The organism is Pseudomonas coleopterorum (genome assembly GCF_900105555.1).
Classification (GTDB): domain Bacteria; phylum Pseudomonadota; class Gammaproteobacteria; order Pseudomonadales; family Pseudomonadaceae; genus Aquipseudomonas; species Aquipseudomonas coleopterorum.
Genome location: NZ_FNTZ01000001.1, coordinates 1,203,735 through 1,222,477, shown reverse-complemented (window position 1 = coordinate 1,222,477; position 18,743 = coordinate 1,203,735). Strand labels below are relative to the sequence as shown.

15 protein-coding genes are annotated in these 18,743 nt (G+C 60.7%); 7 read left to right on the top strand and 8 right to left on the bottom strand.

Going from position 1 to position 18,743, the window contains the following annotated elements:
- The first annotated feature begins 56 nt into the window (after window positions 1–56).
- From BLV18_RS05410 to BLV18_RS05395, 4 genes are all read left to right on the top strand, one after another.
- Entirely contained in the window at window positions 57–1,829 is a 1,773-nt protein-coding gene (locus BLV18_RS05410) for an N-acetylglutaminylglutamine amidotransferase (protein ID WP_090356835.1), read from the top strand.
- Between the two features lie 3 nt (window positions 1,830–1,832).
- On the top strand, window positions 1,833–3,575 hold the full coding sequence (ngg, locus tag BLV18_RS05405; RefSeq protein WP_090356833.1) for an N-acetylglutaminylglutamine synthetase: 1,743 nt from the start codon (window positions 1,833–1,835) through the stop codon (window positions 3,573–3,575).
- Window positions 3,576–3,680: 105 nt separating this feature from the next.
- A complete protein-coding gene (locus BLV18_RS05400) occupies window positions 3,681–4,871 on the top strand; it encodes an osmoprotectant NAGGN system M42 family peptidase (protein WP_056843330.1) in 1,191 nt (396 codons plus the stop codon).
- Window positions 4,872–4,982: 111 nt separating this feature from the next.
- Complete coding sequence (locus tag BLV18_RS05395) at window positions 4,983–5,210, top strand: YheU family protein (protein WP_043187253.1); 228 nt, start codon at window positions 4,983–4,985, stop codon at window positions 5,208–5,210.
- 3 nt (window positions 5,211–5,213) lie between these two features.
- Here the strand turns inward: BLV18_RS05395 and csrA are convergent, their stop codons facing one another.
- On the bottom strand, window positions 5,214–5,411 hold the full coding sequence (gene csrA, locus BLV18_RS05390) for a carbon storage regulator CsrA (RefSeq protein ID WP_049861478.1): 198 nt from the start codon (window positions 5,409–5,411) through the stop codon (window positions 5,214–5,216).
- Between the two features lie 227 nt (window positions 5,412–5,638).
- The gene (locus tag BLV18_RS05385) at window positions 5,639–5,971 is read right to left on the bottom strand and encodes a YnfA family protein (RefSeq protein WP_090356830.1); all 333 of its coding nucleotides are present in this window, start codon (window positions 5,969–5,971) and stop codon (window positions 5,639–5,641) included.
- Between the two features lie 169 nt (window positions 5,972–6,140).
- On the opposite strand from BLV18_RS05385, the gene BLV18_RS05380 reads away from it, so the two are divergent.
- Entirely contained in the window at window positions 6,141–6,299 is a 159-nt protein-coding gene (locus BLV18_RS05380; RefSeq protein ID WP_090356827.1) for a DUF3309 family protein, read from the top strand.
- Between the two features lie 101 nt (window positions 6,300–6,400).
- On the opposite strand, the gene BLV18_RS05375 is transcribed toward BLV18_RS05380, so the two are convergent.
- From BLV18_RS05375 to BLV18_RS05355, 5 genes are all read right to left on the bottom strand, one after another.
- Window positions 6,401–8,059, bottom strand: coding sequence for a cation acetate symporter (locus tag BLV18_RS05375; protein WP_056843331.1), 1,659 nt, complete (start codon window positions 8,057–8,059; stop codon window positions 6,401–6,403).
- Window positions 8,056–8,367, bottom strand: coding sequence for a DUF485 domain-containing protein (locus tag BLV18_RS05370; RefSeq protein WP_049861480.1), 312 nt, complete (start codon window positions 8,365–8,367; stop codon window positions 8,056–8,058). Before BLV18_RS05370 ends, BLV18_RS05375 begins: the two co-directional genes overlap by 4 nt.
- 160 nt (window positions 8,368–8,527) lie before the next feature.
- Window positions 8,528–9,382, bottom strand: coding sequence for a glycine betaine ABC transporter substrate-binding protein (locus BLV18_RS05365; RefSeq protein WP_090356825.1), 855 nt, complete (start codon window positions 9,380–9,382; stop codon window positions 8,528–8,530).
- A gap of 154 nt (window positions 9,383–9,536) precedes the next feature.
- Window positions 9,537–10,316, bottom strand: coding sequence for an ABC transporter permease (locus BLV18_RS05360; protein ID WP_090356823.1), 780 nt, complete (start codon window positions 10,314–10,316; stop codon window positions 9,537–9,539).
- Entirely contained in the window at window positions 10,313–11,245 is a 933-nt protein-coding gene (locus tag BLV18_RS05355; protein ID WP_049861483.1) for an ABC transporter ATP-binding protein, read from the bottom strand. Before BLV18_RS05355 ends, BLV18_RS05360 begins: the two co-directional genes overlap by 4 nt.
- 383 nt (window positions 11,246–11,628) lie before the next feature.
- Between BLV18_RS05355 and BLV18_RS05350 the strand changes: the two genes are divergently transcribed.
- Both BLV18_RS05350 and BLV18_RS05345 read left to right on the top strand, forming a co-directional pair.
- A complete protein-coding gene (locus tag BLV18_RS05350) occupies window positions 11,629–14,076 on the top strand; it encodes an acyl-CoA dehydrogenase (protein ID WP_090356820.1) in 2,448 nt (815 codons plus the stop codon).
- Window positions 14,077–14,148: 72 nt separating this feature from the next.
- Entirely contained in the window at window positions 14,149–14,559 is a 411-nt protein-coding gene (locus BLV18_RS05345) for a PA2817 family protein (RefSeq protein WP_090356818.1), read from the top strand.
- 82 nt (window positions 14,560–14,641) lie between these two features.
- On the opposite strand, the gene BLV18_RS05340 is transcribed toward BLV18_RS05345, so the two are convergent.
- Entirely contained in the window at window positions 14,642–18,736 is a 4,095-nt protein-coding gene (locus BLV18_RS05340; RefSeq protein WP_090356816.1) for a Tc toxin subunit A-related protein, read from the bottom strand.
- Between the last annotated feature and the right edge of the window lie 7 nt (window positions 18,737–18,743).

Below are 18,743 nucleotides of genomic sequence, written 5' to 3'. Positions count from 1 at the left end.
CATACCTGGCCGAACTTCCATCGGCCGTTCCCCAACGGAAAAACCGGTAAGGACTTATGTGCGGATTAGCTGGTGAGTTGCGCTTCGATTTTCAACCTGCGGACCTTGCGGCCGTGGAACGCATCACCCACGACCTGGCCCCACGCGGCCCGGACGCCTGGGGCTTTCAGGCGCAAGGGCCGATTGCCCTGGGCCACCGTCGGCTGAAGATCATGGACCTGTCGGACGGCTCCGCGCAGCCGATGACCGATGCCCATCTCGGCTTGAGCCTGGCCTTCAACGGCGCCATCTACAACTTCCCCGAACTGCGCGCCGAACTGGAAGCGCTGGGTTATGCTTTTCACTCCGGTGGCGACACCGAAGTATTGCTCAAGGGCTACCACGCCTGGGGCGAAAAGCTGCTGCCCAAGCTCAACGGCATGTTCGCCTTTGCCATTTGGGAGCGCGACAGCCAGCGCCTGTTCATCGCTCGCGACCGGCTGGGCGTGAAGCCCTTGTACCTGTCGCGCACCGACAAGCGCCTGCGTTTTGCCTCGGCCCTGCCAGCGTTGCTCAAGGGTGGCGACATCAGCCCGATACTCGACCCGGTGGCGCTGAATCACTATCTGAATTTTCACGCCGTGGTGCCTGCGCCGCGCACATTGATCGCGGGCATCGAAAAGCTGCCGCCTGCGACCTGGATGCGCATCGACGCCAACGGCAAGACCGAACAGCAGACCTGGTGGACCCTGCCTTATGGCCCTCATGCCGATGAAGCCAACCTGACTCTGGAAGATTGGCGCGACCGCGTGCTGGAAAGTACCCGTGAAGCGGTTGCCATTCGCCAGCGGGCCGCCGTGGACGTAGGCGTGCTGCTCTCGGGCGGTGTCGATTCGAGCATGCTGGTGGGCCTGTTGCGTGAAGTGGGCGTGAAGGACCTGTCGACCTTCTCCATCGGTTTCCAGGACGCCGGTGGTGAGCGCGGCGACGAGTTCCAGTATTCGGACCTGATTGCCAAGCACTACGGTACTCAGCATCACCAACTGCGCATCGAAGAACGCGAAATCATCGAGCAACTGCCCGCCGCGTTCCGCGCGATGAGCGAACCGATGGTGAGCCACGACTGCATCGCCTTCTACCTGTTGTCACGCGAAGTTGCCAAGCACTGCAAAGTGGTGCAGAGCGGCCAGGGCGCCGACGAGCTGTTCGCCGGCTACCACTGGTACCCGCAAGTGGACGGCGCCAGCGATCCGTACCAGGCCTACCGCGATGCCTTCTTCGACCGCAGCTACGATGACTACGCCGCAACCGTCGCGCCCAAGTGGCTGACGGCCAACGATGCAGCCGGCGATTTCGTGCGCGAACATTTCGCCATGCCCGGTGCCGATGCGGCGGTGGACAAGGCGTTGCGCCTGGACAGCACAGTGATGCTGGTCGACGACCCGGTCAAGCGGGTCGACAACATGACCATGGCCTGGGGCCTGGAAGCGCGTACGCCGTTTCTGGACTACCGCCTGGTCGAGCTCTCGGCGAGGATTCCCGGCAAGTTCAAGCTGCCTGACGGCGGCAAGCAAGTGCTCAAGGAAGCGGCGCGGCTGGTGATTCCCAGTGAGGTTATCGACCGCAAGAAAGGTTATTTCCCGGTGCCCGGCCTGAAGCATTTGGAGGGCGATACGCTGAACTGGGTCAGGGACCTGCTGTTGGACCCCAGCCAGGACCGCGGCTTGTTCAACCCGAACATGCTCGACCGCCTGCTCACCGACCCGCAAGGTCAGCTCACGCCACTGCGCGGCTCCAAGCTGTGGCAGTTGGCGGCGTTGAATCTGTGGCTCAGCGAACAAGGACTCTGATCGATGAAAGCTCACGCCACGGCCTTCAATCAGCGCCTGATGCGCGGCCAGTCGCCGTCGTACGAGCGGCTGCAGGCGCGCTTCGCCGAAGACGGCAACAGCGACGAACTGCAACAGCGCCCGCTGCACTGCGGCTGGGGACGGCTGCTCGTCGGCCATACGTATCCGGACCCCGAAGCACTGGCTGCCGAACTGCTCAACGAGCAGCAGGGCGAGCGCGACATTGCTCTGTACGTGGCCGCGCCCCAGCAGGTGTTGGCCCAAGCGCCGCAGCAGCTGTTTCTCGATCCGTCCGACACGCTGCGCCTGTGGTTCAGTGATTATCGGCCGGCACAGCGCGTCTTCCGTGGGTTCCGCATTCGCCGGGCGCAAACCGAAGACGATTGGCAGGCCATCAACCAGCTGTACCTCAAGCGCAAGATGCTCCCCATCGATCAAAGCCTGCTGACACCTCGTCACCAGGGCGGTCCGGTTTACTGGCTGGCCGAAGACGAAGACACCGGCCATGTGATCGGCAGCGTCATGGGACTGAACCATGCCAAGGCCTTTCGTGATCCGGAAAAAGGCAGCAGCCTGTGGTGCCTGGCGGTCGATCCGCGCTGCACGCGTCCGGGCGTGGGCGAAGTGTTGGTTCGGCATCTGGTCGAGCATTTCATGAGCCGTGGTCTGGCCTACCTGGACCTGTCGGTCATGCATGACAACCGTCTGGCGAAGAATCTCTACGCCAAGCTGGGCTTTCGCAACCTGCCCACCTTCGCCATCAAGCGCAAGAACGGGATTAACCAGAAGTTGTTTATGGGGCCCGGCCCGCAGGCCGATCTCAACCCCTATGCGCGGATCATCGTCGACGAAGCGTTTCGTCGCGGCATCGACGTGCAGGTAGACGACGCCGAGGCCGGCCTGTTCACCCTGATCCATGGGGGTCGGCGGATCCGCTGCCGCGAGTCGTTGTGCGACCTGACCAGCTCGGTGAGCATGACCCTGTGCCAGGACAAGAGCCTGACCCACAAGGTGCTGCGGGCGGCTGACCTGAGCCTGCCGTCGCAGCAGCTCGCGGGCAGCGCCGACGACAACCAGGATTTTCTGGATGAACACAGTCGCGTGGTCGTCAAGCCGCTGGACGGTGAACAGGGCAACGGTGTGGCCGTTGACCTGAGTACGCTGGAGGAGGTACAGGAGGCCATCGAGCACGCGCGCCAGTTCGACAGCCGAGTGCTGCTCGAAAGCTTCCATGAGGGCGTCGACTTGCGCATCGTGGTCATCGGCTACGAAGTGGTCGCTGCGGCCATCCGCCGTCCCGCACAGATCATCGGTGACGGGCACACCAACATCGGTACCCTGATCGAGGTGCAGAGTCGCCGTCGCCAGGCCGCCACCGGGGGCGAAAGCCGCATTCCGATGGACCAGGAAACCCTGCGTACCGTACAGGCCGCCGGTTTCGACATGGACAGCATCCTGCCCAGCGGCCAGGCGTTGACGGTGCGCAAGGCCGCCAACCTGCACACCGGTGGGCACCTGGAAGACGTCACGCAGATCCTCCATCCGGTGTTGGTCGACGCAGCGGTGCGCGCAGCCCGCGCACTGGACATCCCGGTGGTGGGTCTGGACCTGCTGGTGCCGGCTGCCGACCAGCCGGAGTACGTGTTCATCGAAGCCAACGAGCGGGTAGGACTGGCCAACCACGAACCGCAACCCACGGCAGAGCGCTTCGTCGACCTGCTGTTCCCCCATAGCCGCCCGATGTAGCGGCCGTGCATGGTGCCTGCCCGGTCAACCGTGCAGGCACCATGCCCCTGTTTTACCGGGCCCGTGACACCCTCGCCGTCACCTCTATCCACCTCAGGAGTTTCCATGACTTCCAAAATTCCCGAACCGGATATTCAGTATCTGCAGAAAGTGCTGTTGGAAATGCTCGCCATTCCCAGCCCTACAGGGTTCACCGATACCATCGTGCGCTATGTGGCCGAGCGTCTCGAAGAACTGGGCATTCCGTTCGAAATGACCCGCCGCGGCACCATTCGCGCCACGCTCAAGGGCAAGCAGAATTCGCCGGACCGTGCCGTGTCTGCGCACCTGGACACCATCGGCGCCAGCGTGCGCGCCGTGCAGGACAACGGGCGCTTGTCGCTGGCTCCGGTGGGCTGCTGGTCGAGCCGTTTCGCCGAGGGCAGCCGGGTCAGTGTATTCACCGACAACGGTGTGATTCGAGGCAGCGTGCTGCCACTGATGGCCTCCGGTCATGCCTTCAATACTGCCATCGACCAGATGCCGGTGAGCTGGGATCATGTCGAACTGCGCCTGGATGCCTATTGCGCGACCCGCGCCGATTGCGAATCGCTGGGCGTGAATATCGGCGACTACGTGGCGTTCGATCCATTGCCCGAGTTCACCGACAGTGGCCACATCAGCGCCCGCCATCTGGACGACAAGGCCGGTGTTGCGGCGCTACTGGCATCGCTCAAGGCGATCGTCGAGAGCGACTACGAGCCCCTGATCGACTGTCACCCGCTGTTCACCATCACCGAGGAAACCGGCTCCGGTGCGGCAGCTGCGTTGCCTTGGGACGTCAGTGAGTTCGTTGGCATCGACATCGCGCCGGTCGCCCCGGGCCAGCAGTCGAGCGAGCATGCCGTCAGCGTGGCCATGATGGACTCCGGTGGTCCCTACGACTATCACCTGTCGCGGCACCTGTTGCGCCTAGCCGATGAAAACGAATTGCCGGTACGGCGCGACCTGTTTCGCTACTACTTCAGCGACGCCCATTCCGCCGTCACCGCCGGCCACGACATCCGCACGGCGCTGTTGGCGTTTGGCTGCGATGCCACCCACGGCTATGAACGCACCCACATCGACAGCCTGAGTGCGCTCAGCCGAATTCTCACGGCCTACATGCTCAGCCCGCCGGTGTTCGCCAGCGATGCCAAGCCCAACACCGGATCGCTCGAGCGCTTCAGCCATCAACTGGAGCACGATGCGCAGATGGAGTCGGACACTCGCGTGCCCGCGGTAGAAGACGTACTGGGGCAGAAAACCAGTAGCTGAGAAGCCTGATGCGCTGGTCAGTGCCCGCGCCACCTCAGCCTTGCCATCAGGCTTCGGGCAACGGGTGGCGCGGCACTGTTACACTGTGCGCCTACCCTGCGAGCACCGAACATGCTGATTCCCTACGACCATCTCGAAGCTGACACCCTGACCCGCCTGATCGAAGACTTCGTGACTCGGGACGGGACCGACAACGGCGACGAAACGCCGCTGCAGACCCGCGTCGAACGCGTGCGTCATGCGCTGGGCAAGAAACAGGCGTTCATCGTGTTCGACCCGGAAAGCCAGCAATGCACGCTCATGCTCAAGCACGACATAGCGCCGGAGCTGTTCGACTGAGACCTACACCACAGGCACCTGCTTGGCGTGCTTGCCGTGTTTCTCCTGGATTCGTCGATAGACCTCGGCACGGTGCACCTCCACGTCCTTGGGTGCCTGTATGCCGAAGCGCACGGTGTTGCCGCGCACGTCCAGTACCTTGATCCACACGTCATCGCCGATGGAGATGAGCTCGCCCACATGTCGCGTCAATACCAGCATGGCTTTGTTCCCTCAAATGAATGCCTATTGAGGGTGGACTGTGTTTTCGCGCACTACAAGACAAGCAGAGGAATACAGTTTAAGCCTACGGAAGTTAGTAAATTCCCTGTCAGATATTTCGTACTTATCCGTGCTGGTCAGGAGTAAGGCGTCAGCAAGTTGTATCAATCCATACACTTCCAATCATCTTGTATGGATATTTACATACTTTCAAACCCTCGACAGGTCTAGGCCTGTTGCAATCTTGGTCCCCACAGGATAAGGCTCGCGCCCAGCACGCACAGCGATGCGCCCATCCAGTCGAACATCTGCGGACGCACCTTTTCGACCACTGCCAACCATCCCAGCGACGCGACGATGTAGAGGCCGCCGTAGGCCGCATAGGCACGTCCGGCATAGGCTGCTTCGACCCGGGTGAGCACCAGTGCGAAACAGGTCAGGCTCAACAGCCCGGCCACTGCCCACCACGCGCTTTTATCCAGCCGTAGCCAGAGGTAAAAGGCGTAGCAGCCGGCGATCTCGAAAAGCGCGGCCAGTAGAAACCAGCAATAATTGAGCATCTGAGGCATCCAGCTAAATATCAGAGCGCCAGCATACGACAGCGGTCATTCATCGCAGAAACATTTTTTAATCTTTGGGACTTTTTATGGCGCGCCACAGTCCGACCTATTAAGCAGTCGAGCGCTGCCTGGCTTTACTGACGAATCATCTCATTGTCCACATAAGGAAATCGCCATGGGCACCATACTGATCATCGTTCTGATTCTGTTGTTGATTGGCGGATTGCCAGTATTCCCACACTCCAGAAGTTGGGGCTACGGTCCGTCGGGTATCATCGGTACCGTACTGATCATCCTGCTGATTCTGGTATTGCTCGGCAAGATATAGCGTTGTCGGTGCGCGGGCCTTCAGGGGCAGCGCGCCAGAAATGAAAAATCCGATGCCCTTGCGGGCATCGGATTTTTTTTGCGTGGCAATGGGTGCGGGTATCAGTGCGAGACTGCGCCGCTGGAACCCAAACCGGTCTGCGAGCGTACGAACTGCGGGTAGAACAATGCGCGCTCTTCGTCGGCGGCTGCCGACTTGTCGGTGATCGAGAAGAACCAGATACCGACGAAAGCGATCGCCATCGAGAACAACGCTGGGTACTCGTAGGGGTAGATCGGCTTGTCGTGGTGCAGGATCTGCACCCAGATGGTCGGACCGAGGATCATCAGCGTCACCGCGCTGATCAGGCCCATCCAACCACCGATCATGGCGCCACGGGTGGTCAGCTTCTTCCAGTACATGGAGAGCAGCAGCACCGGGAAGTTGCAGCTGGCCGCGATCGAGAACGCCAGGCCCACCATGAAGGCGATGTTCTGGCTTTCGAACGCGATACCCAGGCCGATCGCCAGGACACCGAGGCAGACGGTGGTGATCTTGGAAACGCGGATCTCGTCCTTGTCGTTGGTCTTGCCCTTCTTGATGACGCTGGCATACAGGTCGTGGGACACCGCCGAAGCACCGGCCAGGGTCAGGCCGGCAACGACCGCCAGAATGGTGGCGAACGCTACAGCCGAGATGAAGCCCAGGAAGATGCTGCCACCCACGGCATCGGCCAGGTGCACCGCGGCCATGTTGTTACCGCCGAGCAAGGCGCCAGCGGCATCCTTGAACGCCGGATTGGTGCTGACCAGCAGGATCGCGCCGAAACCGATGATGAAGGTGAGGATGTAGAAGTAGCCGATGAAACCAGTCGCGTAGAGCACCGACTTGCGGGCTTCCTTGGCATCGGACACGGTGAAGAAGCGCATGAGGATGTGCGGCAGGCCGGCAGTACCGAACATCAACGCCAGCCCCAGCGAGAACGCCGAGATCGGATCCTTAACCAGCCCGCCCGGGCTCATGATGGCCTCACCCTTGGCGTGCACCCTGACCGCTTCGGAGAACAGCATGTTGAAGTCGAAGTTGACGTGCTTCATCACCATCAGGGCCATGAAGGACGCACCGGACAACAGCAGTACCGCCTTGATGATCTGCACCCAGGTGGTCGCCAGCATGCCGCCGAACAGTACATACAGGCACATCAGGATGCCCACCAGAACCACCGCCACGGCATAGTCGAGGCCGAACAGCAGCTGGATCAGCTTGCCGGCACCAACCATTTGCGCGATCAGGTAGAACGCCACCACCACCAGCGAACCACAGGCCGACAGGGTGCGGATTTCCTTCTGCTTCAAACGATAGGACGCGACGTCGGCAAAGGTGTACTTGCCCAGGTTGCGCAAGCGCTCGGCGATCAGGAACAGGATGATCGGCCAGCCCACCAGGAAGCCGATGGAATAGATCAGGCCATCGTAGCCGGAGGTGAACACCAGCGCGGAAATGCCCAGGAAGGACGCCGCCGACATGTAGTCGCCAGCGATCGCCAGGCCGTTCTGAAAACCGGTGATCTTGCCGCCTGCCGCGTAGTAGTCCGCCGCCGACTTGTTGCGCTTGGACGCCCAGTAGGTGATGCACAGCGTGGCACCCACGAACAGCACGAACATGACGATCGCCGAGACGTTGAGGGGCTGCTTCTGCACCGCGCCGGTCAGCGCCTCGGCAGCCATCACGCTTGGGGCCAGGGCGAGTGCGCCCATTGTTGCCAATAGACGCCGCATCATTGCTTGGCCTCCTGCAGGATCAGACGATTGAGGTCGTCGAACTCGCCGTTGGCGCGCTTGACGTAGATGGCGGTCAACACGAAGGCGGAAAGGATGAGACCGACACCGATGGGGATGCCCCAGGTGATCGACGATCCCGGACTGAGCTTGGCGCCCAGAATGTGGGGGCCATAGGCGATCAACAGGATGAAGGCCGAATACAGTCCGAGCATGATCGCCGAAAGTATCCAGGCAAACTTCTCCCTCTTTCTCACCAGCTCCTTGAAACGCGGGCTGTTTTGAATCGAGAGGTAAATGCTGTCGTTCATTGTTTTTGTCCTCGCAGCATAGATGGATAGAACGTATTCCACTTTAGGCTGCTCTGGGGCGCACTCCAGACGACCTTAGTAGTAGATCGGGGGCATAAACGTGAAAAGGTCGCCAATCGGCGACCTTTTCGGTTCTCTGTCATTCAGTTGGATGAACGTGTTACTTGGCGGTCCACTCGGCCACACGGTCCGGGTGCTTGGCGACCCAGTCCTTGGCGGCGGCGTCAGGCTTGGCGCCGTCCTGGATGGCCAGCATCACTTCGCCGATCTCGTCCTTGGACGACCACTGGAATTTCTTCAGGAAGGCGGCGACCTCAGGCGCCTTCTTGTCCAGACCCTTGCTGCCGATGCTGTTGACGGTTTCCGCCGCACCGTAAACGCCCTTCGGATCTTCCAGGAAGCGCAGTTTCCACTTGGCGAACATCCAGTGGGGAACCCAGCCGGTCACGGCAATGGACTGCTGGGCGTTTTCAGCGCGCGTCAGTTCCGCAATCATGCCTGCACCCGAGCTGGCCTGCAGCTTGTAGCCCGATAGACCGTAATCCTTGATCGCCTGTTCGGTCTTGAGCATCACGCCGGCGCCGGCATCGATACCGACGATGCGGTTCTTGAAGGTGTCGTCGGTCTTGAGGTCTTCGATGCTCTTGGCCTTGACGTATTCGGGCACGATCAGGCCGATCTTGGCATCCTTGAAGTTGGGGCCGTAGTCGACCACCTTGTCCTGGTTCTTGCTCCAGTATTCGCCGTGGGTTACCGGTAGCCAGGCCGACAGCATCGCATCGAGTTTGCCGGTGGCCACGCCCTGCCACATGATGCCGGTGGCAACCGCCTGCAGCTTCACGTCGTAACCCAGCTTCTGCTTGATGACTTCGGCGGCGACATGGGTGGTGGCGACGCTGTCCGACCAACCATCGACGTAGCCGATGGTGACTTCCTTGGCGGCAGCACTGGCCCAGCTGCAGCCCATGGCCAGAACCAGAGCAGCACCGGCTCCGAGAACTTTCTTCATGCTCATTCTGCTTCCCCGATAAGGCTGCGCGCGACGAATGCCGCACGGCAAATGTTGGCGTACTGATCATCGACTTCACGCGCCGATGATCATGCTCCACCTACGACCTTGAACCGTCGAGAAACGACATGGCCGGGCCTTGCGGTCCGGCCGGGGGAACTCAGCTGCGCATGCCACGGCCGCTGACCAGCAGCTTCACGCAGGCGAAGTACAGCCCCACCGTGGCCACCAGCATGAACGCCACCGCCACGCCGATGCTGATATCCGAAACGCCGAGGATGCCGTAACGGAAAGCGTTGACCATGTGCAGCACTGGGTTGGCCAGCGACACCGTCTGCCAGAACGGCGGCAGCAGGCTGATGGAATAGAACACCCCGCCCAGGTAGGTCAACGGCGTGAGCACGAAGGTCGGCACGATGGAGATGTCATCGAAGTTGCGCGCGAACACCGCGTTGATGAAGCCGAGCATCGAGAAGATCGTGGCCGTCAGCAGCACCACCAGCACGGTGATACCCAAGTGATGCACCTGCAGATCGGTGAAGAACAGCGAGAGGACGGTGACGATGATCCCCACCATCAGTCCGCGCAGCACACCACCCGCCACATAGCCCACCAGAATGGTGTGCGGCGACAGCGGTGACACCATCAGCTCCTCGATGGAGCGCTGGAACTTGGCGCCGAAGAAACTCGAAACCACGTTGCCATAGGAGTTGGTGATCACCGACATCATGATCAGCCCCGGCACGATGTACTCCATGTAGCTGAAGCCACCCATGCCGCCGATCTGCTTGCCGATCAAATTGCCGAAGATGACGAAGTACAGCACCATCGTGATGGCCGGGGGCAGCAGCGTCTGCGGCCAGATCCGCGTGAAGCGGCGCACTTCGCGGTAGATGATGGTCTGCAGGGCGACCATGTTGGCCTGAAATTCGGAACTCATACCGCAACCTTCCTCAGATTTTTCTCCACCAGGGACACGAACAGCTCCTCCAGGCGATTGGTCTTGTTGCGCAGGCTCAGCACCGGAATGTTCAGCAATGCCAACTGGCCGAACAGCGAGGTGATGCCAATCTCCTTGTCGACCTGCACTTCCAGGGTCTGCGGATTGACCAGCGTGCAGGGATAGCCCTGCAACTGCGGTGCGGCCTTGAGCGGCTGCCCCAGATCGAGCAGGAAGGTCTCTACGTGCAGAGTGCCAAGCAGATCGCGCATGCTGGTGTTCTGGACGATGGTGCCGTGGTCGATGATGCCGATGTTGCGGCACAGCTGTTCGGCTTCTTCCAGGTAATGAGTGGTGAGGATGATGGTGATGCCTTTCTCGTTGAGCTCGGTGAGAAAGCTCCACATCGAGCGGCGCAGTTCGATGTCGACGCCTGCGGTAGGCTCGTCGAGAATCAGCAGGCGCGGCTCGTGGATCAGCGCCCGCGCGATCATCAAGCGCCGCTTCATGCCACCGGACAACGATCGCGACGGCGTATCGCGCTTGTCCCACAGCCCCAGTTGGGTCAGGTATTGCTCGGCGCGCTCCTTGGCGACCTTCGCCGGAATGCCGTAGTAGCCCGCCTGGGTCACGACGATGTCGAAGGTCTTCTCGAACTGGTTGAAGTTGAACTCCTGGGGCACCACGCCGATGCTGCGCTTGAGCGCGGCCGGCTGGCGGTCCAGGTCGTTACCGAAGATGTTGACCGTACCGCTGGTCTTGTTGACCAGGGTGGAAAGGATGCCGATGGTGGTCGATTTACCGGCGCCGTTGGGGCCCAGCAGTGCGAAGAAGTCGCCTTCCGCTACGTCGAGATCGATGCCACTGAGGGCCTGAAACCCGTTGCCGTAGGTTTTGGTCAACTGTCGAATGGACAGAGCAGAACTCATAAGGGGTCTATACGCCGTGTTGAGAATGGTAATGAAGTGAGGGCGACTGCGATGATTTGCAACCAGATGTGTGCGAACGGACGCCATGATGGGCGCCGTCTCCACTGTCGTAAAGTGACCGTTGTCGATAGTGGACATCAGTCTCACGCGTGTCGCATCTGCCCATTGAAGTAGGGCCACAACCGCTGGCGAACGTTCCGGGCAACTGCCCACCGCCGTGCGCCGTGCGAACTCCCCTACCCCGCAACGGTCACTATCCAGGCAAGACCTGGATCTGTCACACCGAAGCTACGTGCCTGGCCACCGTTATTTCCGTGTGCCGTCGTTCTCTCGACGGCGTCCGCAGGTGGTTCGCCCCACCTGGCTTTCACGGAGAAAACACTATGCTGTTGTTGTGGATCGTCGCCCTTGTGGTCGGCATCGCCTGGCTGGCTCACCGCCGCATTCCCGCGTTGCCCGCCATGGGCATCGTCGCCGTCTTCCTGCTGGTCATGGGCGCGGCCAGTCGCGCGCCCGGCTGGTTGCTGGCGGTGTTCTGGCTGCTGCTGATCGCCAGCGCTCTGCCCCTGCTGCTACCAGAGGCGCGCCGCAAGTGGTTCACCGCGCCGTTGTTCCGCTGGTTCAAAAAGACCCTGCCGCCGATGTCCGACACCGAGCGCGATGCCATCGACGCCGGCACGGTCTGGTGGGACGGCGAATTGTTCAGCGGCCGGCCTGACTGGAACACGTTGCTGGCCTACCCCAAGGTGCAACTGAGCGCAGAAGAACAAGCGTTCATCGACGGCCCGACCGAGCAGCTCTGCGCCATGGTCAGCGACTGGCAGATCGGCCAGGACATGGACCTTCCGCCAGCGGCCTGGACGCATATCAAAGAACACGGCTTCTTCGCCCTGATCATTCCCAAGGAATATGGCGGTAAAGGCTTTTCCGCCTATGCCCACTCCCAGGTAGCGATGAAACTGGCCACCCGCAGCGGCGACCTGGCCTCCACGGTCATGGTGCCGAATTCCCTGGGCCCTGCCGAACTGCTGCTGCACTACGGCACCGACGAGCAACGCAACCACTACTTGCCACGCCTGGCACGTGGCGACGACATTCCTTGCTTCGCCCTGACCGGGCCCCAGGCGGGTTCGGATGCAGGGGCGATGCCCGACGTCGGCGTCATCTGCAAAGGCCAGTGGCAAGGCGAAGAAGTCATCGGTATCCGCCTGACCTGGGAAAAGCGCTACATCACACTCGGCCCCGTCGCCACATTGCTCGGCTTGGCCTTCAAGGCGCACGATCCTGAGCACCTGCTGGGCGACAAGGAAAACCTGGGCATCAGCCTCGCGCTGATTCCGACCGACACGCCCGGCGTCGAGATCGGTCGTCGCCATCTGCCGCTGGGCGCCGCGTTCATGAACGGGCCGAACTCGGGCAAGGACGTGTTCATCCCCCTCGACTACCTGATTGGCGGTCAGCCCATGCTGGGCAAAGGCTGGATGATGCTGATGAACTGCCTGTCGGTAGGCCGTTCGATCTCGTTGCCAGCGGTCGGTACCGGGGCGGCCAAGTACACCAGCCTGGTGACCGGTCAGTACGCCCAGGTACGCGAGCAGTTCAACGTACCGCTGGCGGCGTTCGAAGGCATTCAGGAATCCCTGGCGCGCATCGGTGGCAACGCCTGGCTGATGGACAGCGCGCGCATGTTGACGGCCAACGCCGTGGACCTGGGAGAAAAGCCCTCGGTGCTGTCGGCCATTCTCAAGTACCACCTGACCGAGCGCGGACGCGATTGCATCACCCATGCCATGGACGTCCACGGCGGCAAGGGCATCATCATGGGGCCCAACAACTACCTGGGTCGCAACTGGCAAGGCGCACCGATCTTCATCACTGTGGAAGGCGCAAACATACTCTCGCGCAACCTGATGATCTTCGGTCAGGGCGCCATCCGCTGCCATCCGTTCGTGCTCAAGGAAATGGCCCTGGCCGCACGCGAAGACCAGAGCCAAGCGCTGCTGGAATTCGATGCCCTGTTGCTCAAGCACATCGGGTTTGCGGTGGGCAACGCGGCCAGCACCTTCATTCTCAACCTGGGATTCGGGCATTTCGAGCAGGCACCGGGCGACCGTTTGGCCCAGGGGTATTTCCGGGCCCTGAACCGGCAGGCTGCCGCCTTCGCTCTGCTGGCGGACTTGAGCATGATGCTACTCGGTGGCGAATTAAAACGTCGCGAACGCCTCTCGGCGCGGCTGGGCGATGTGCTCAGCTACCTGTACCTGAGTTCGGCGGCGCTCAAGCGTTACCATGACCAGAACTCGCCCGAATACCTGGAGCCACTGCTGCGCTGGGCCATGGAAGAAAGCCTGGGCAAGGCCGAACACGCACTGGACGCCATTCTGAAGAACTTCCCCAGCAAGCTAATCGGTTGCCTGTTGCGCGGCGTGGTGTTCCCCTTCGGTCGCCGTCACACTGGTCCGTCCGACAAGCTGGAAGCCGAAGTGGCCGCGATCACCGGTCGCCACAAGGGCGACCCGGCACTGGAAGAGTTGCTGGCCGGCTGTTACCGCCCACAAGGCGCGGACGATCCGGTCGGCGCCCTGCAGGTCGCCTTCGACCTGCTGCGTGACAGCCAACCGTTGCACAAGAAGCTGCAACAGGCCTACAAGGCACGCCAGTTCAGCGCCACGCCCGGGCAATCGCTGATCGATGCGGCGCTCGAAGCGGGCGTCCTGCAACCGACCGAGGCGCAGACACTGCACGAGGCCGAAGCGGCGCGACGCAAAGTGATCGACGTCGACGACTTCAGCAAGGATGAACTGCTGCCCACCGCCGGCAAGGTCCGCTGAGGATCTGCAATAAGACAGCGGGCGCGTGGAGCTTTATACTCCCGCGCCCGTTTCGCTCTAGAGGACCCCACCATGGCCACTGCCCATCTCGAACACCACCTCGTCCTGCTGGACCACTTGCGCGGCATCCTCGTGGCGCTGGGCGAGGCAGAGCAGGTACCCGAGGAAAGCCACGCGTTGTTCCTCGAACGCTTCGATGAACTGCGCGCGCAGCTGCCGGTCGACCCCGTGGAAAGCCAGTACCTGGGCCAGGACATCCTGTGTCAGGTGATCACCCGCTACCCGCAGATCGCCCATCTGGTGCCACGCGACCTGCTGTGGTTCTTCGCCGGTGACTGCCTGCACTACATGCCCGACGAAGAGATCGAGCTGTATCAAGCACTGGAAGAACGCCGCTTCGAGGCCGAGGAGAACGACGAGCCGTTCGATTGGAATCAGGAGAAGCAGTTGATGGCGATGCCGGAGCAGCAAGCTCGCCACTGACAGGACGCCGCAGGTATAACGACAAAGGGGTCGCTCATCGAGCGACCCCTTTGTCGTTTCTGCTGATTTCTGCTATTTCGAATCAGATCTGATCCAGCAGGCCCTCCACTTGGCTGGCAAAACCTGGCCCGCCATCCACTGCGGTGTAACGCAGGGTGACGATGACATCGACCAAGGTTTCGAGCATGTCCTTCTGCGGCGAACGATCATGGCGTGGAAATTTCAGCTGCCAGCTGGAAACCGCACCCGTCCCCTCGAACGGCAGGTAGCGCTCGTCATTGAAGTCGAGCATGAACAGGCCATTATCGTCCATGCCACTGGACAGCGCGATGCTTTGGCTGGCACGGGGGTTGAACAGGATATGCTGGGTGTTCCCATCCGGCAGGCCGTACAGCGAATTCATCGCCCGCAGGTCGGCCTTGGTCACGGTCTTGCTGGACACTTGGGTCAACACACCATGGATCTGCTGATAGGGCCCGACCACAACCGGCAGCGATACCGAGACGCTGACCAACTGCCGCAGGTAATGCCCCGGGTAATCGCCGTCGAACAACGAGCAGTGAAGGTCGAACGTCAGTTCCCCGCGCTCCTTGAGCTGGGTCAGTGCCATCTCCCAGCGCTCTTCGCTGCCTGTCTTCTCGAACAGAGACTTGAGGGAAACGGTCTTGGTCAGCTCCAGACGCCGTTCATTGCGCTTCAGGTAGGCCGCCTCCATGCGCAGCAGTTGCAGCTTCAGCGCGTCGCCGGCGGTGAGGCCGAAGTAGTTTTCGAACCACACGTTGGGCTGGATGAATCGAGTCTGGAAATCACCCAGTTCATACTGCCAGCAGGCTTCCAGATTCAGGCTCAGCGCGACAACCGCATCGTAGGCCTGGAAGTAAAAGGTCGACAGCTGACTGAGCAGCCATTGGTACAGGCCGGCATTGGTGCTGCGGGTTTTCAGGAATGCATAGTAGTCCTGCGACTGCTGTTCGCTGCGTACGGCATGGGCCAGTTGCTCACGAGCGGATTTTATCTGCAGCTTCTGGGCATTGATCTGCTTGTCCACCGCCGACAGCTCAGCCGACGCCTGGTCGCGCTGAAACTCCCACTCGACCAGGCGGCGCCGGTATTGCTCGTTGATGGTAAGCATCTCGCCATCGATACGCATGGAATCGGCCGCAATTCCGGCGATCACGGCCACCGCCTGAACGGCGGAGCCTGCGCGGGTGTGTCCACCGCCCACAGCCGTGACGATCACCGAGCCCATATTCACCGCGCCGGCGACACGTTCCAAGGCCTGAGTACCTGCGCTGGCGATGGCGGACTTCAAGTGCAGGTCCTTGGCCCGCTCCTCTGCCGACGAAACGTTCTCTTCGGCCAGCTTTGAGTAGTAGTCGAAGCGCTGCTTGATGACCTGGCGACTGCTGGTCAATGCCACCAGACCTGCGTCAGCTTGGTCGATCGCCAACTCCTGCAGCTTGATCCCGAACTGCGACAGCTCCAGGACGTGGGACTGTTGCAGTTCTTCCTGCTCGGCACGATCCTTGAGCTCACGGTAAGTGCGTACCTGCTCGCCGAAACGAATCAGGGTCTCCACCGCATTCTGCACCCGCGGCAGCAGCGCGCGGAAGCGATACGGCGGAATCGGCGCCATGCCACCGACACTGCGCTGGACCAGCCCACTGGCGCTATTTTGCGCGCTCAGCAGCATTGTCGGGTCCACCGGCGGCGCATAGAGCGGCAACAGCAGCGGCTTGCCGTCGATGGTCAGATTGTTGCGCAGGTTCTCGAGTCGCCGCGCAATGTCGTCCCAGATATCCATCAGTTGGGTGTTGACCGGCAGGCGGAAACGTTCGGAGTCGAGCAGTTCGAGCCATGGCCGATCCTCGCCCTGTATGGCGGGTAGCGAGCGTGCGCTCAGTGCACGTTCGTAGCGTGCGAATGTTTGCCCGTTCATTTCAGCAGCCACGCCCAGGCTGACAGGCTCCCAGCGACCGACCATGCGGTTGTCCGGTTTGTTACCCATCAACGACAGCGCGCGCACGTACATCAGCTTCGCCTCGTTCAAACTGTCGCGGGTCAAGCGACGGTACAGGGAATCGCCATAGGCCATGAGGTTGCGCACATACAAGGTAAAGATCGCCTTGCGGTAGTGCTCTGGATGCGAATAGCAGATCGCGTCGGGATCGGTGATACCGACCACTTCATAGTCACCACTGCTGACCTCCTCTAGCGGGCGTACCGACCAGTACAAGGGGCTAGGCGGCTGGGTGGGCTTGATCTTGGCTTGCGGGTTGAAAATGTAGTGGAGCCACTCTTCGGCACCGAAGAAATCGAACTCGTTGTGCAAACGCTGGGCGACCGCATGGGGCACATGGAAAAACAGCTCCCAGAAATATCGCCCGTTGGCGCCATGGAAGTCCATGTAGCGCACCTCAGTGCTGCCAGGAAGCGGCGGTTCCTGCATATGCTGGGTAGACCAGTTGAGTACGGCATCTACCGACACGCTTGCCTTGGCCACCAGGTCTCTGGCAAACAGCGTATTGAGGCGGACGTATTGCAGTCCAGTCAGCCGCAGCGCGGTCAAGTCGAGAAACTGCCCTCCCGTGGCCTCGTGACGCAGTTTGGGACGAGCCTCGGGCAAGGCATCGAGCGTGACCACATAATGGTCCCGCGAAGGCGTGGTCGCTATGTCGCCAAAGCTGATGTCGATGGTGGACGGAATGTCCCCGGGTTGTGCGCCAAACACACACATGACATCCGGCGTCCAGGCATTACCGTTCAGAGTGATGTTGCTGAAGTCTGCCCCTGCCTTTCGTACCCCGTTGACATAACAGTTTAAAGTCAAATGGCCTTTGTGCGGGCGTCCTGTCGTGGAGTTGATAACGGTCTTGGTAACCTGACCACGAACCCGCAGGCAGTAGCGCCCTTGATTGTCGATGCAGAACCACACCACCAACCGCATCCATCCACTCAGTGCACCAACGCTGTGATAAGCCTCTTCATAGCCTTGGGTCACAGCAGGGTGGGTCCAGCGGTCGCTGGCCAGCGGATGTTGCAATGAATTGTCTGCGTTGGAGAAATGCTGCAAGGCATTGAGCATTTTTCCCAGATAACCGCTGACGCCCGTATGATCCACGACATCGTGAAACAGCACATTGAACCGGGCATCGAATATCAACCCTTCATAATCCGGCTTGTCTGCATTGGTCACGCCATAGGCAATGACAATCTTCTTGTCGTCCGGATCGGCTTCGCTGACGAAGGCCACGAAATAGTCGGCGTTTGGATTGTATTTACGCTTATCCTTGAGCACCGTGACCATGGCCGGCGACCAACTGCCATCGATCATTCGGTAGGCAATGTTCAGGCTGTAACTCGGCACGGACTCGTGGGTACCTACCACGTCGTCGCCGTCGGGGCGTTCGCGCATCTTTTCCTGCTGACTGATCCACGCGACATACAAACGACCGTCCAGCAGTAGCGGCCTGATGTGCAGGATTTCGCTGCCCGAGGGGATGTTCACCGGCAACCACTCGCTCCAGGCAGTGGGACTCAGGTAATCGTCACCTTCGGCCTGGCCGGTGGCCTCGCCAAAACGTACCTGTGCCTTGCGCCAGAAATACTGATAGGGCTCGACGTTCTGCCGCCCCAGAAAGTAGTAATCGGCATTACGAAAGTCCACCCCATCAATATAGCCGGACACCACGTTCAGATTGCTCAGGTGTTCGAATTTGTTCAAATAGTGTTGCAAGGCATTCTGCACGGAATCTTTTGATACACGACTTTGGTTGATGTCGTTGGTAAACTCCGTGAAGGCTTGCGTCTGGTTGAGACGCAGCGTGGGTTCGATGTAGTTCTCGGGGTAGTCCTGCAACATCTGATTACCCGCCCAGATAGCGTATTCGCTTTTACTCTCGCGCCAGCGTTGTTGCGCCTGCTTGTCGAAGATTCCTTGATAGCCAGGTTCCATGCCGTTGTAGACAGCGTGAATATATTGTTGAAGACTGGCCATGCCCATGGCGATACGACTGGTATCGACAGGGGCATTAACCTGATTGTCGATGAGCAGGTATTCATAGAGGTCTTCGGGCGTCTCCAGGCGACGTGCGCCGGGCACAGGGTGTTCCGGGACTATTTGCCCGAGGTAGTAGGCGACAAGGGCGTCGCGACGGCCGTGATTCAGAGACAGCATAGTTTTA

Excerpts from the sequence above, each read along its gene's own strand:
- BLV18_RS05410 (WP_090356835.1), top strand. The coding sequence starts at position 57 with ATGTGCGGATTAGCTGGTGAGTTGCGCTTCGATTTTCAACCTGCGGAC.
- ngg (WP_090356833.1), top strand. The coding sequence starts at position 1,833 with ATGAAAGCTCACGCCACGGCCTTCAATCAGCGCCTGATGCGCGGCCAG.
- BLV18_RS05400 (WP_056843330.1), top strand. The coding sequence starts at position 3,681 with ATGACTTCCAAAATTCCCGAACCGGATATTCAGTATCTGCAGAAAGTG.
- BLV18_RS05395 (WP_043187253.1), top strand. The coding sequence starts at position 4,983 with ATGCTGATTCCCTACGACCATCTCGAAGCTGACACCCTGACCCGCCTG.
- csrA (WP_049861478.1), bottom strand. The coding sequence starts at position 5,411 with ATGCTGGTATTGACGCGACATGTGGGCGAGCTCATCTCCATCGGCGAT.
- BLV18_RS05385 (WP_090356830.1), bottom strand. The coding sequence starts at position 5,971 with ATGCTCAATTATTGCTGGTTTCTACTGGCCGCGCTTTTCGAGATCGCC.
- BLV18_RS05375 (WP_056843331.1), bottom strand. The coding sequence starts at position 8,059 with ATGATGCGGCGTCTATTGGCAACAATGGGCGCACTCGCCCTGGCCCCA.
- BLV18_RS05370 (WP_049861480.1), bottom strand. The coding sequence starts at position 8,367 with ATGAACGACAGCATTTACCTCTCGATTCAAAACAGCCCGCGTTTCAAG.
- BLV18_RS05365 (WP_090356825.1), bottom strand. The coding sequence starts at position 9,382 with ATGAGCATGAAGAAAGTTCTCGGAGCCGGTGCTGCTCTGGTTCTGGCC.
- BLV18_RS05360 (WP_090356823.1), bottom strand. The coding sequence starts at position 10,316 with ATGAGTTCCGAATTTCAGGCCAACATGGTCGCCCTGCAGACCATCATC.
- BLV18_RS05355 (WP_049861483.1), bottom strand. The coding sequence starts at position 11,245 with ATGAGTTCTGCTCTGTCCATTCGACAGTTGACCAAAACCTACGGCAAC.
- BLV18_RS05350 (WP_090356820.1), top strand. The coding sequence starts at position 11,629 with ATGCTGTTGTTGTGGATCGTCGCCCTTGTGGTCGGCATCGCCTGGCTG.
- BLV18_RS05345 (WP_090356818.1), top strand. The coding sequence starts at position 14,149 with ATGGCCACTGCCCATCTCGAACACCACCTCGTCCTGCTGGACCACTTG.
- BLV18_RS05340 (WP_090356816.1), bottom strand. The coding sequence starts at position 18,736 with ATGCTGTCTCTGAATCACGGCCGTCGCGACGCCCTTGTCGCCTACTAC.